The sequence below is a fragment of the Frigidibacter albus genome, assembly GCF_009908165.1.
GTDB lineage: Bacteria > Pseudomonadota > Alphaproteobacteria > Rhodobacterales > Rhodobacteraceae > Frigidibacter > Frigidibacter albus.
Genome location: NZ_JAAAUC010000004.1, coordinates 1 through 12,794, shown reverse-complemented (window position 1 = coordinate 12,794; position 12,794 = coordinate 1). Strand labels below are relative to the sequence as shown.

Sequence of the window (12,794 nt, the reverse complement as noted above, 5' to 3'; positions counted from 1 at the left end):
GGCCGCGCCTTGCCAGGAGGCAGCATGCAGATTTTCGCGTCGCATTTCGGGTTCTACGAGGTCTCTCCGGGGCCTGTGCTACGGCCGTTCCGGCACGATCCGGCGCCTTCGGCGACCGGTCTTGCCCATCTGGACCTTGCGCGTGACCCGAGCCGGGTGATGCAGCCGATGGCGCGGCGCGGCTGGCTGGAGGGTGACAAGGGCGCGGCGCGCGGCGAGGATGTCTTCGTGCCGCTGACGATGGAGGCCGCGACCCGATTGGCCGCGGACGAGATTGCGCGGGTGCGGGGCACCCATGGCAATGGGGCGATCTTCGGCGGCTCCTATGGCTGGGCCAGTGCCGGAAGGTTCCACCATGCGCAAAGCCAGCTGAAGCGGTTCCTGAACCTTGCCGGCGGGTTTGTCTCGACAGTGAACACCTATAGCTACGGCACGGCCAAAGTGATCCTGCCGCATGTGCTGGGCGCCGAACATGCCGAGTCCGGTGTCTTCGCACCCAGCTGGGACCAGATCGTTGCGCAGTGCCGGGTGATACTCGCCTTCGGTGGCATGAGGCTGAGCAATGCGCAGGTTGAGGCCGGATCCACCGGCGCGCATCGCACTGCGGATTGGCTTGCTGCCTATTCCGCGGCCGGGGGGCGGATCATCACCCTGTCGCCTGATGCCTCGGACGCGCCGCAGGGCGAGCATCTGGCGATCCGGCCCGGCACGGATACGGCGGCGATGCTGGGCATGGCGCATGTGCTGTGGTCCGAAGGCCGGCTGGAACGGGGCTTTCTGGACCGCTGCACTGTGGGAGCCGAGCAGGTGATCGCCTACCTCTCGGGCACTGAGGACGGTGTGCCCAAGACTGCCGACTGGGCCGCCGCGATCACTGGGCTTGGCGCCGATGACCTCCGCCGCCTCGCGCGCCTGCTGACTGACGAGCCAAGCCTGATCAACCTTTCATGGTCATTGCAACGTGCGCGCTATGGCGAGCAGCCCTATTGGGCCGCCGTTGCGCTGGCGGCAATGGTCGGGCGGATCGGCCAGCCGGGGCAGGGTCTTGCCCTCGGGCTTTCGGCCATCGCCTCTGTCGGCCAGCCGGTGCGCAAGCTGCGCGGCCCCGCGCTGCCAGTGGGCCGCAATCCGGTTTCTGCCTTCATCCCCGTGGCCCGGCTGACCGACATGCTGGAACGTCCGGGCGAGGTGCTGGACTATGACGGCCAATGCCTGACGCTCCCCAATATCCGGCTGATCTGGTGGGCCGGGGGCAACCCTTACCATCACCATCAGGATCTGAACCGGCTGCGCGCGGCGTGGAAGCGGCCCGAAACGGTGATCGTGCAGGAAAGTGTATGGACCGCGACGGCGCGCCATGCCGATCTGGTCTTCCCCTCGGCCCTGCCGTTCGAGCGGGCCGATGTGGCTGCCGCCTCGCGCGACAGCTGGATTGGCTACAGCGCCCGTGTAATGGATCCGCCGCAAGGCGTGCTGACCGACCACGAGACACTGGCGCGGGTGGCGGCGCATCTTGGGCTGGAGGACGCGTTCCGTGGAGGCCGGACCGAGCATCAGTGGCTGCAACATATCTACGAAGGCTACGCCGCGGAATTTCCCGAACTTCCGGATTGGGACAGCTTCCGCCTGCAGGGCTTCGCCCAGCTCGATGCCGGGGAAGCTGCGCCTGCCCCCTATACCCCGCTGGCCGCCTTCGTCGCAGATCCCGGCGCGGCGCCGCTGTCTACCCCTTCGGGCAAGATCGAACTGGCCTCGGCGGTGGTAGCGGGCTTTGGCTATGCCGATTGCCCGGGGCATCCGGTCTGGCTCGACCCTGACGAGCCGGGCGACCTGCCGTTCCGCATGCTGTCGCCGCAGCCAGAAACACGCCTGCACAGCCAGCTGGACCGGGCTGGCCCCGCGCGGCAGGCCCGGTGGAAAGGCCTCGAACGGCTGCGCGCCAATCCCGCCGACCTGTTGGCGGCCGGCGTGGCAGTCGGCGATGTCGCCGAGCTTTACAATGACCGGGGTATAGTCCTGGTCGCGGCCACCGCCGATCCGAAAGTCGGGCAAGGAACGCTGGTCCTGCCCACGGGCGGCTGGTTCAACCCGGTGCGAGATGCCTTGGACCGTGTGGTTGACCTTGGCGGCAACCCCAACACCTTGACAGCGGACCTTGGCAGCTCGCGGCTGAGCCAGGGGGCCAGCGCGAACCACCCCCGCGTCGGGCTTCGCGCGCTGCGCGACCCCGGCCTGTTGAAGAAACTGGAGGATCTGGCATGACGGATGCCATCGACCGCGCCGCGGGGCTCGCTCCCGGCGACGCGCTCCACGCACTGCGCCGCCTGCGTCCCGAGTTCGTGGACGGGGCAGAGCTTTGCCGCGTTTCGGTGCTGACCCCTGCCAGCGATCAGGGACTGTCCCCCGACCTGCGCGCGGCGCTGGCGCGGCGGATGGCGCTGCAGAACGCCGACCCCTCGCTGGCAGACCCATACGGCGGTGCGGACCCAGAGCTGCGCCGCCTTGCAGAGGGGGAGACGGATCTGCCTGAACCCTTGGCAAGCATCGCCGCCCATGTGGATCTGGTGACACAGACACCGGCGAAGGCGGCGGCAGAGAGCCTTCGCCGGCTGGAGCGGGCCGGTCTGACCAATCCGCAGATCGTGGCCCTGTCCGAGTTGATCGCCTATGTCAACTTTCAGGCTCGTATCGCCGCCGGGCTGCGCCTGATGAAGGAGGCCAGATGATCGCCTCGGTCACGCTGAAACCCCTGGTCTGGCATCCGCATATCGCACCGGTCGAGCTGCCTGATGCCACGCCCGAGCAGCTGGAGGCGATGAAGGTGACGCCTTCCGCCAAGAAGGTCTCGGCCTATGTCCGCACCTTGGCGCATGATCCCGAAAGCTACGTGGCGCGGACGGTGCTGTTCAACGCGATCATGTATGCCGAGGGGGGGCTGCCGCGCCCTGACCGCGAATTGGGAGCCCTCGGCGCCTCGGTCGTCAACGGATGCGCCTATTGTGCGGTGATCCATGGCCGCCAGCACGCGCATCTGACGCAAAGCACGTCCCTAGTCTCGGCGGTCTATCTGCGCCGGCTGGATCTGCTCTCGCCCCGGGATGCCGCGATTTTCGCCTTCGCTCGCCGGCTGTCGGTTACTCCTTCGGAAGCGACGACCGAAGACATCGTGGCCCTGCGCGCGGTCGGGCTGGACGATGCCGAGATCCTCGACCTCATTCACGCCATCGCCATCTTCGGCTGGGCCAACCGGCTGATGCATGTCCTGGGCCATGCCGAACCGCAAAAGCCCGCCGCTCAACCCCGAAGGACGCCATGACCTGCTGCTGCCCAAGCCTCGCCCCACTCCCCGCCTGCGAAAACCGCGACTGGACGCGCCGTGCCATTGCGCTGCTGCAGGGGGACGGTCGCCGCTCGGCGGATACGCATCTGGTAAATCCGGCGTTCAAGGGTCTGCGCGGCATCCAGATCTATCTCAAGGATGAAAGCACCCATCCGACCGGAAGCCTCAAGCATCGGCTGGCGCGGTCGCTGTTCCTGTATGGCATCTGCAACGGCAAGATCACCGAGGGCACGACGCTGGTCGAAGCCTCCTCCGGCTCGACCGCCGTGTCGGAAGCCTATTTTGCCAATCTGCTGGACCTTCCGTTCCTTGCGGTCATGCCGCGTTCGACCAGCCGGCAGAAGATCGACGCGATCGAGCGGTTCGGCGGGCGCTGCCACTTCGTCGACCACGCTGGAGAGGTTTATTCCGTCGCGCAGCGCATGGCAGAGGAGGCAGGGGGCCACTACCTCGACCAGTTCACCAATGCCGAGAGGGCGACTGACTGGCGCGGCAACAACAACATTGCGGAAAGCATCTTCGAGCAGATGCAGGGCGAGGAGCATCCGGTCCCTGACTGGGTGGTGATGAGCGCCGGAACGGGCGGCACTTCGGCTACCATCGGGCGCTTCATTCGCTACAAGAACCTCGCGACCCGCCTTTGCGTAGTGGATGTCGAAAATTCGGCCTTCTTCGACGCCTGGAAGTGCGGCGATATGGAGATCACTGCGCCGGGGTCGCGCATCGAAGGCATCGGTCGGCCGCGGGTCGAGCCCTCCTTCATCCCCGGCGTCGTCGATCACATGATCCGCGTGCCCGATGCCGCCTCCATAGCTGCAATGCATGTGCTGTCCGACCGGTTGTTCCGCCGGGTCGGCGGCTCTACCGGAACCAATTTCTTCGGCCTGTGCTGGATCGCGGCCAACATGCTTCGCGAGGGGCGGAAGGGTTCGCTGGTGTCTCTGATCTGCGACAGCGGTGAACGCTATGCGTCAACCTACTACAGCCCGGACTGGCTGGCGGCCCAGGGTCTCGACATCGCGCCCCACAGGGCGATGATCGAGCGGTTTCTTGACACGGGAGAATATGTCCCTGTGGTGTGAGGCATTCCTGGCTGTCTTGCACGCGAACCACCGGCGGCGGACCCGCGCAGGCCGCTTGATGCCCAGGTGCTGAAGACCTGATATCCGGCGTGGTTGATGCTTCCGTCTCGCTCGATCTCCAGACTCGCCCGCACCTGCCGCTTCTGTTCTGGACCACCGATTGCACGCAGCTTGCAGCTTGCCGATCGGCCCCGCCCATCATAGCCTCACCTCATGCACCCCCTGCGCACCCATATCCCTTCAGCCAATGCTCTTTTCACTTTCGAGGCCGCTGCCCGGCGACGAAGCTTCACCGCCGCCGCGGACGAGTTGAACGTTTCCCAGCCCGCCGTTTCAAAGATGATCCGGCAGTTTGAAGCCTCGCTCGGTTTCAAGCTCTTTCACCGCGACACGCGGCCTTTGGAACTGACCGCCGAGGGCAAACGGCTTTTCGCCGATGTCGAGCGCAGCTTCGATTTGCTGAATTCCTCGATCCTGGCCATGCGCCAAGGGGAGCGACGGGACACGGTTCGGGTCTCGTTCTCCGCCTCGTTTCTGCAACTCTGGCTCTTGCCCCGACTGTCCGATTTCACCGAAACCCACCCCGGCGTTGACCTTGCCATCCTGGAAAGCAGCCATGACGACATCGACCTATATGCCGAGGGTATCGAGGTCTCTGCGCGCCTTGGTCATGGCAACTGGCCTGACCTGAACGCGCAAGAGCTTGTGCCCGAGGTGATTTTTCCCGTGGCCCACCCGGGCTTCATTGCCAAGACCGGGGGCCAGATCGGCGATCTCGGCCGCGCCCGGCTCTTGCATTTCCGCGAGAGACACCGGGTCCGCTTTGGGTGGCGCGACTGGCTGTCGGCGAGCGGAGGCCTCGGCGGGAGGGTGGAAGAGGCCGTGGTTTTCTCGGATGCCCTGGGCTCTTTGGGTGCGGCCAGCCTCGGGCACGGTGTGGCGCTTGGATGGTCGCATCTGGTGCTGGACCAGGTGCTGGCGGGCAACCTGCAACAGGTCGGGTCGCGGCGGCTCGCTACGGGAAATTCGGTCTGGCTGGTCACCTCACGCCGCAGGTCCCCGTCGCCAGCGGCGGAAGCCTTCCTTCGGTGGGTGCTGCGGCGGATGGGTCAGGACTGCGCCGCACATCCGGGGATATTCCTCCCACAAGATAACATGAATTCATGATGGCAGGCAGATTTTCTACCGTCCCCCGAGACTTGGGCGCGGGTTAGGCTGGGTCCTGCAAAAGGCATGGTGCCGGTTTGAAAAGGGGCAGGTGATGCAGGCACATGCAAGGGCTGTGGTGATCGGCGGCGGCTGCGTCGGGGCGGGAATCCTTTTGGGCCTGGCGCGGCGGGGCTGGTCGGACGCGGTTATGCTGGAGCGCACCCGGCTGACCGCGGGCTCCACCTGGCACGCGGCGGGGCTGATCCCGTCCTATGCGCGCTCGCGCCCCATCGGGCTGATGATCCAGAAATCGATCGAGATTTATGAGGGGCTGGAGGCCATCTCGGGCATGCCTGTCGGCTGGCACAAATGCGGTCAGCTGCGGATTGCGAAATCCCGGGACCGGGTGGACGAATTCCAGAGCTACCTTGATACGTTCCAGACGCAGGGCATCCGGGCCGAATGGCTGGACAAGGCCGGGGTCCATGAGCTGTGGCCGCTGTTGCGCCACGACGAAGAGATGCGCGGGGCGTTGTATCACCCCGATGACGGCCATATAGCGCCCGCCGATGTGACCATGGCCATGGCAAAGGCGGCCCGCGACCTTGGCGCTAAGATTCACCAAGAGACCGAGGTCCTGTCGGTCGCCCGCACCCCTTCGGGCGAGTGGGAGATCACCACGACCAAGGGGGTGATCACGGCGGAGCACGTGATCAGTGCGACGGGCAATTACGCGCGGCAGACCGGGGCGATGTTCGGGCTGGACCTTCCCTGCATCCCGATCCTGCACCAATACTGGATCACCGAAGCCGTCCCCGCGATCCGCGCCCGCAAGGCCGCGGGCTTGCCTGAAATGCCGATCCTGCGCGACGAGGCCTTTGAAGGGTATCTGCGCGAGGAAGGCGACGGGCTGATGTTCGGCCCCTATGAGCGCCCGGAAAAGCTGCATCTTTTCGCGGAGAACGGGGTGCCTTCGTGGTTTGGCGCCGACCTTGTGGAGGAAGATTTCGACGCCGTCGCATGGAACTGGGAAGCGGCGATGAAATCCGTTCCCACCTTGGGCGAGGTCGGCATCAAGGCCAATGTGCGCGGTCCCTTCCAGATGACACCGGATGAGCTTCCGCTTGTGGGCAAGGCTTGGGGCGGCGCCCCGAACCTGTGGCTGGCCGAAGGCGTTCCCGGCGGAATCCTCTGGGGGGCGGCCATCGGGCACTACCTGTCCGAACAGATCGTCGAGGGAGGAAACGACCTTGACACCTCGACCCTGGATCCGCGCCGGTTTGGCGACTACGCCAACAAGACCTGGCTGAAACCCAAGATCATCGAAAGCTGGGGCACACATGGGATGCAGCACTATCCCGGCGAAGAGCGCGAGGCGGGGCGGCCCGGTAAAACCGCACCTTCCTATGATTTTCTTGACCGAAAAGGCGCGGTCTGGGGCGTGTTGAATGGATGGGAGCATCCCAACTGGTTCGCCCCAGATGGTGCGCCGCAGGTCAACCAATCCGGCTGGCGCTGGACTCCGAAGGGCGTTTACGTGGGGCAAGAGGTCAAGGCCGTGCGCGAGGCGGTGGGTCTTGTGGAAATGACCTTCATGTCAAAATTCGAGGTCGATGGCCCCGGCGCGGCGGCGTGGCTGGATGCGATCCTTGCCAATCGCCTGCCGAAAGTGGGGCGCGCCAACCTCTCGCATCTTTTGTCCCTGAAGGGGACGGTGGTGGCGGAGTTCACTGTCTCTCGCCTGTCCGAGGATCACTTCTACCTTATCGGCACGCCCTCTGCCGAGCGGATCTATTTCGACGAGCTGTCGCGCCTGAAGCCGGACAATGTCACCCTCCGCAACGCCTCGGCCGAGCGGGCGGGGATGACGGTGGTGGGGCCGAGAGCGCGGGAGCTGCTGCAGGGGCTGACGGAAACCTCGCTTGAAGCCAAGGACTTTCCCTGGTTCGGGGTGCAGACCGTCAATCTCGGCTTCGCATCGGATGTCCGGATGCTGCGGATCAACTACTCCGGCGAACTGGGCTGGGAGATCTACTGCCCGATCGAATACCAGCGTGGATTGATCGCGCAGATCTTCGCCGCTGGAGAGCCGCTTGGCCTGAGACCCGTAGGCTCCATGGCGCTCGAAAGCCTGCGGCTGGAGAAATCCTATCGCGCGATGTTCCGCGACATGAACGGCGAACTGACTGCCCTGGAAAGCAGCCTCGAGCGGTTCCTCGACATGGGCAAGGACTTCCGCGGCAAGGCGGCGCTGAAGGCGCCAGAGCAGCGCTCCGTCACGGTGAAAATCGTGACCGATGGGGCCAGCCTGATCGGCGGCGAGACGCTGCTGGCCAATGGTGAGCCCGTCGGCCGCATCCTCTCGGGCAGCTACAGTTACACCTGCGGCTGCGATCTGGGGATTGCGCTCTTGCCAAGCGGCACCGCCCCGGGTGCAGTGTTCGACTTGACGATCCTCGGCACCCCGCACAAGGCCGAAGTGATCGCGGAAAGCCTCTACGACCCCGCCTCGGCACGGGCGCGGGCCTGACGTCGGCGGGGCAACCGCACTGCTGCGGGGTAAGAGAGCCGGATAGTGTCCACCATCGATTGTGGACACAATGGTGATGGCCTGGCGCGTCGAACGAAGCGGCTTTCCGGGGCCGAAGACGGAACTACAATTTGGCAGAGACTTCTATTCACCTAAAGGAATCCGATCCAGCGCCCGGCGATCAGAACTGAAACCCACACCAGCGCCGACAGAGCGGCCATCAGCCGCACAACCCCGCTGACAGCGCCCCCGCCCATCGCAACGCGGAAGCCTTTGTCCGAGTGCATGATGACGATGTTGGCCAGTCCGAGAGCGATGAGGGCAGCCTTGATCAGAAATGCTCGATTGCCGAGATACGAGCCAGGATCGACGCTGAAAAGCCAGAGCCCGGTCGGCAGCGCCAGAGCCAGGCCAACGCCTGCTGCCCGCACCAGAAACGGACCTATCACCTCGAGCCGCGTCGAACCAAACCCGGCAAGACGCAGATCGAGAGGCAGGATGGCACCCAGCAGCAGGCCGATCCCGAGAATATGCGCGGCGTTTACCAGCAGATAGGCCGTGCCGGAACCACGTAGCCACTCCGCGCCCTGCCAGCCCGAGATCAACTCCAGCACTCAGTTCCCGCCGAGCCGGTCGGGATACATCACATAGTCGGTGCCATCGACTGTGATCCGCACCGCCTTTATCAGCATTTCGCTCTCGTCCAGCGACCGGTTGCCCAAGACGATAATCGACGCGCCCTCCTCGGCCCCGGTGAAACCCGAGCGCTCGGTCTGGCCCGGATTGCCAAGGTCGACCTGCCAGAGGGCGCCATCTTCGGCGGTAACCTCAAGAGAGGGGTGCGGAGGGGCCATAGAGGCGGATGCAACGGTTCCTGACAGTTCGCTCAGTTCGGTCTCGGCCCAGGACCAGCCATGATGAGCCATGGCGGCGGAAGCGGCGAGGGCGGTCGCAATGCCGAGGGCGAGGGTTGCTCGAGTGTTCATTGGAAAACTCCTGTCTTGTCCGGGGGTGTAACTACCGGGTCGACAAAGCGGTCGATCCTGTGGGTTCAAGATTAGTTGAGCAACTGATCCGCCCCCCAACCTTGGACCGCCCGAAGGCAGATTTTTCCTGCTTCCGCTCAGGGTGACGGGCTGGTGGCGCCCCCTGATTTCGTCAGCATGATCGGGACCTTGTTGCCGATCGCGCCGTGTGGCCGTTCCTCGTTGTAGTATCTACGCCAAGCCTCCAACTTTTCCGCTGCATCCGCAAGCGTCAGGAACCAGTGCTGGTTCAGGCATTCGGCCCGGAACCTGCCATTGAACGCTTCAATGGAGGCGTTGTCGGTCGGCTTGCCCGGGCGCGAGAAGTCGAGAACAACGCCGCGCTGATACGCCCAGAGGTCAACGTCGCGCGAGACGAACTCGGTGCCCTGATCGACGCGGATCGTCTTTTGATAGCCACGGGCACCGACCAGTCGAGACCGACCAGCCGCAGCAGGCTCTCGACAAAACCGGTCGTTTGCCGGAGCGGCAAGCCGAACAGAACCTTCATCGTCAGACGCGTCTGGATGGCGGTGTCACTGTAGGTCTGCTGTCAGCCACGCCCGCCTGTAGGCGCGGCTTCCCAGTTCATCCTAGGTCGAACCAGATCGTCAGCGAGCCAAGGCGCTTTAGCGCATCATTGTGGGCCGGCCAGTTCCTGGTCTTGTTGCTCGGGTATGTGTCTGCTCAAGCATCCCAGCTACCACACTGGATTCACGAGATAAATCCCTCACAGGATTTGTGAAACAGAGCCAATCGGCGAAATATCGGGCCCGTCAACCTTGGCCGAGATCAATCGTATCGGGGTGCCCAGGCTCGGACTCGGCGGCGAGCCAAGCTACAAGGTCGCGCGCGATCTCGGGTAGCCTGCTCCTGATCGCACACTCCCAAACTATGGCGACGCGCCAGCCCATCCTGCCGAGATCCTCGATGGCCCGGTAGTCCCGCGCGACGTTGGCGTCAAATTTCGCCTGCCAGAACTCGGGCCGCGTGGATGGCGTCGTAGCATATCGGCATCCGAGGTGGCGATGCCAGAAGCAGCCATGGACGAAGGCCACAGCGCGGTAGCGCGGAAAGACGAGATCGGGCGATCCTGGCAGATCCTTCCGGTGCAGCCGAAATCTGACGCCGCGGGCATGCAACGTTTTTCGAAGCGCGATTTCAGGCCGAGTGTTCGTGCCGCCTATGGCGGCCATCATGCGGGATCGAACATCCGGGGTGACGATGTCGACCATCTTCGCTTGCGCTCCACCCGCGGACCTGGGACAAGACAACCCGAGCATTCACAACGAGTTCCGCAATGGCAAGTCCGGTCAGCATAGTCGATCTCTTTTCGGGTCCGGGTGGCCTTGGAGAAGGATTCGCATCTGTCCGGGTTGGCGATGACGCCGCCTACAGGCTGGAGGTATCGGTCGAGAAGGAAGCCTCGGCACACGCGACCCTGCGCCTGCGCGCCTTTCTCAGGCAGTTTCCGGCCCTTCCGCCGGCATATCTGAACTGGCTCCGCGAAGGAGGCAGGCAACCCGACTGGGCCAAGCTCTATCCATCGGCATGGGCCGCGGCCGACCATGAGGCTTGCTGCGTCGAGCTGGGCACCGAAGCCGCGGCGGCGCTTCTGGAAGCGCGGATCCGGGGTATAGAGGCATCAGGTCAGCGGAAGACCCTTCTGATCGGCGGGCCGCCGTGTCAGGCATACTCACTGGCGGGACGGTCCCGAAACGCTGGTATTGCGGATTACGATGCCCTGCTGGACCACCGTAACTTTCTCTATGAGGAATACGTGCGCGTCCTTGGTCGCCTCAAGCCGGCAGCGTTTGTCATGGAAAACGTGAAGGGAATACTCTCCTCTTCGGTGGAGGGGCGGGCAATCTTCTCGACGGTGATGAAGGATCTAATGGCGGCTGGAGACGGTTACCGCCTGTTCGCGCTGTCTGCGGACCGGCGCCTTGCCGACGAGCCCCGACCGGCGGATTTCCTGGTGAGGACCGAAGAGCACGGCGTTCCACAAGCGAGGCATCGTGTGATCATCGTTGGCATACGTGCCGATATTGCCGCCAGACTGCCGCCGGAAATTGCACCGCGGCTTGATCGCGCCCGCGAGGTCGTGACGGTGGAACAGACCATCGGACATCTTCCGCAGCTGCGGAGCGGGCTGAGCCGTGGAGACAGCACAGACGCGTGGATGGCTGCCATGTTCGCGGCGATCGAAACTGTGGAGGAGTGCCTGGAAGAAGCGAACACCACGCGGCCAGGTGCCTTCCGCGCCCTTCTTGCCGATGTCCGAGGTGAAGTGGGTTCATTGGCGGCACAGGGCAGGGCCTCAACCAGACTGGCGTCCGGCACCAACAGGCTTCCGCAAGAGCTTGCCGCGTGGCTGGCGGGCAGGCCCCAAGGTGTCCTGACGCTGCACGACACCCGCGGACACATGCCGTCCGACCTGGCGCGTTACCTGTTCGCGACCTGTTACGCTAGGATTGAAGGGGCCAGCCCTCGCGCAAAGGACTACCCGCTCGCGCTGGCACCGGATCATAAAAGCTGGACGACAGGGAAATTCAACGACCGTTTCCGCGTTCAGCTTGCCGGCCAGCCAAGCACGACCATCACGAGCCATATCTCCAAGGATGGCCACTACTTCATTCATAGCGACCCTGTGCAATGCCGTAGCCTGACAGTGCGTGAGGCGGCAAGATTGCAGACGTTTCCCGATGACTACCTTTTCCTGGGCAATCGCACGCAGCAATATGTGCAGGTCGGCAATGCCGTTCCGCCTTGGCTTGCTCATCAGATCGCGAAGGCGCTGTTGCCAATTTTCGATTTTATCTGAGCCACTTGCTTCGTCGGGCCAAAAAAAGCCAAGGAGTCGTCAAGGTTTGGTTGCAACCTGCAGACAGTTAGGTTCCATTAACTTTCGCAGGAGTTGTGGTCGCCATGGTGCTTCAAGGGATGGAGGGGTTCGGTCTGGACATGGCGCGCTTCGAGCCCGCCATTTCAAGCGTTGAGAGCAATCCTCCGTCGCCTTTGGCACAAGACACCCCGCGTGTTGCAGTGGACGAACGCGGACGCACCCTCCTTCATATGGCTGCTGCGGCCGGAGACGCGCATGCCTGCCGAAGCTTGCTAAATGGTAAGCGTCCGGCCTGACCGCTATCGGTTCCAGCGCCAGGGCAGCAGGTCGTCGACCTTTGTGATCTTGTAGTCTGGGATGCGGGCTAGGGTGTCGGCGAGCCAGGCTTGGGGATCGACGGCATTGAGTTTGGCTGTTTCGATCAGGGTGTAGGCAATGGCGGCGGCCTTGCCGCCCGCCTCGGAGCCGACAAAGAGGTAGTTTTTCCGCCCGAGGGCGATGGCGCGCATGCCGCGTTCGGCGGCGTTGTTGTCCAGTTCCAGGATGCCGTTGTCGAGGTATGGACGCAGGCGTTCCATGCGGGTCAGGGCATAGCGGATGGCCGCAGCAAGCGGCGATTTGCCCGATATTGTCGTGAGCTGCATGGCCAGCCAGACTTCCAGGTCATCGAAGACCGGAGCCGCATGGGCCTTGCGAAGTTCGACACGGACATCCGGTGGCGACCCTCGGGCCTCCTTCTCGATGGCGTAGAGCTGTGCGATCCGGCCGATGGCCTCTTCGGCGATCGGTGAACCTTGCGACCGGTGGATGTCGACGAACTTGC

The 12,794-nt window shown here is 64.1% G+C and carries 11 protein-coding genes and 2 pseudogenes; 7 read left to right on the top strand and 6 right to left on the bottom strand.

Translation table 11 applies throughout. From position 1 onward, the window contains the following. Window positions 1–24 precede the first annotated feature (24 nt). The 6 genes from GVY41_RS07045 to GVY41_RS07020 all read left to right on the top strand — a co-directional run bounded on the left by GVY41_RS07045 (window position 25) and on the right by GVY41_RS07020 (window position 8,101). The gene (locus GVY41_RS07045) at window positions 25–2,262 is read left to right on the top strand and encodes a molybdopterin-dependent oxidoreductase (RefSeq protein WP_161345500.1); all 2,238 of its coding nucleotides are present in this window, start codon (window positions 25–27) and stop codon (window positions 2,260–2,262) included. Further along, window positions 2,259–2,726: a CMD domain-containing protein gene (locus GVY41_RS07040; RefSeq protein ID WP_161345502.1), complete on the top strand. Its 468-nt coding sequence runs from the start codon at window positions 2,259–2,261 to the stop codon at window positions 2,724–2,726. The genes GVY41_RS07045 and GVY41_RS07040 overlap by 4 nt, the downstream gene beginning before the upstream one ends. Beyond that, window positions 2,723–3,316 (top strand): peroxidase-related enzyme, encoded by a 594-nt coding sequence (locus tag GVY41_RS07035; RefSeq protein ID WP_161345504.1) that lies wholly within the window; start codon window positions 2,723–2,725, stop codon window positions 3,314–3,316. The genes GVY41_RS07040 and GVY41_RS07035 overlap by 4 nt, the downstream gene beginning before the upstream one ends. Then, window positions 3,313–4,422: a PLP-dependent cysteine synthase family protein gene (locus tag GVY41_RS07030; protein ID WP_161345506.1), complete on the top strand. Its 1,110-nt coding sequence runs from the start codon at window positions 3,313–3,315 to the stop codon at window positions 4,420–4,422. Before GVY41_RS07035 ends, GVY41_RS07030 begins: the two co-directional genes overlap by 4 nt. Window positions 4,423–4,635: 213 nt before the next feature. Continuing rightward, a complete protein-coding gene (locus GVY41_RS07025) occupies window positions 4,636–5,589 on the top strand; it encodes a LysR substrate-binding domain-containing protein (RefSeq protein ID WP_161345508.1) in 954 nt (317 codons plus the stop codon). A gap of 94 nt (window positions 5,590–5,683) precedes the next feature. Next, window positions 5,684–8,101 carry a GcvT family protein gene (locus GVY41_RS07020; protein WP_161345509.1) on the top strand — a complete coding sequence of 806 codons (2,418 nt, stop codon included), beginning with the start codon at window positions 5,684–5,686 and terminating at the stop codon, window positions 8,099–8,101. A gap of 152 nt (window positions 8,102–8,253) precedes the next feature. Here GVY41_RS07020 and GVY41_RS07015 read toward each other — a convergent pair whose 3' ends face one another. The 5 genes and pseudogenes from GVY41_RS07015 to GVY41_RS06995 all read right to left on the bottom strand — a co-directional run bounded on the left by GVY41_RS07015 (window position 8,254) and on the right by GVY41_RS06995 (window position 10,361). Next, window positions 8,254–8,715, bottom strand: coding sequence for a DUF2214 domain-containing protein (locus GVY41_RS07015; protein WP_161345512.1), 462 nt, complete (start codon window positions 8,713–8,715; stop codon window positions 8,254–8,256). Beyond that, window positions 8,716–9,087, bottom strand: a complete 372-nt coding sequence (locus GVY41_RS07010; protein WP_161345514.1) for a hypothetical protein — start codon at window positions 9,085–9,087, stop codon at window positions 8,716–8,718. It lies immediately after the preceding gene. 137 nt (window positions 9,088–9,224) lie between these two features. Next, a pseudogene (locus GVY41_RS07005) lies at window positions 9,225–9,545 on the bottom strand (integrase core domain-containing protein); the annotation flags it as partial. A 2-nt stretch (window positions 9,546–9,547) separates the two neighbouring features. Then, window positions 9,548–9,801 (bottom strand): annotated as a pseudogene (locus GVY41_RS07000) (transposase); the annotation flags it as partial. A gap of 101 nt (window positions 9,802–9,902) precedes the next feature. Next, window positions 9,903–10,361: a very short patch repair endonuclease gene (locus tag GVY41_RS06995; RefSeq protein ID WP_161345516.1), complete on the bottom strand. Its 459-nt coding sequence runs from the start codon at window positions 10,359–10,361 to the stop codon at window positions 9,903–9,905. 65 nt (window positions 10,362–10,426) lie between these two features. Between GVY41_RS06995 and GVY41_RS06990 the strand changes: the two genes are divergently transcribed. After that, window positions 10,427–11,950, top strand: a complete 1,524-nt coding sequence (locus tag GVY41_RS06990) for a DNA cytosine methyltransferase (RefSeq protein ID WP_202456093.1) — start codon at window positions 10,427–10,429, stop codon at window positions 11,948–11,950. Between the two features lie 320 nt (window positions 11,951–12,270). Here the strand turns inward: GVY41_RS06990 and GVY41_RS06985 are convergent. Continuing rightward, the coding region (locus GVY41_RS06985) for an IS66 family transposase (RefSeq protein ID WP_161656874.1) at window positions 12,271–12,794 on the bottom strand (524 nt) is incomplete at its 5' end.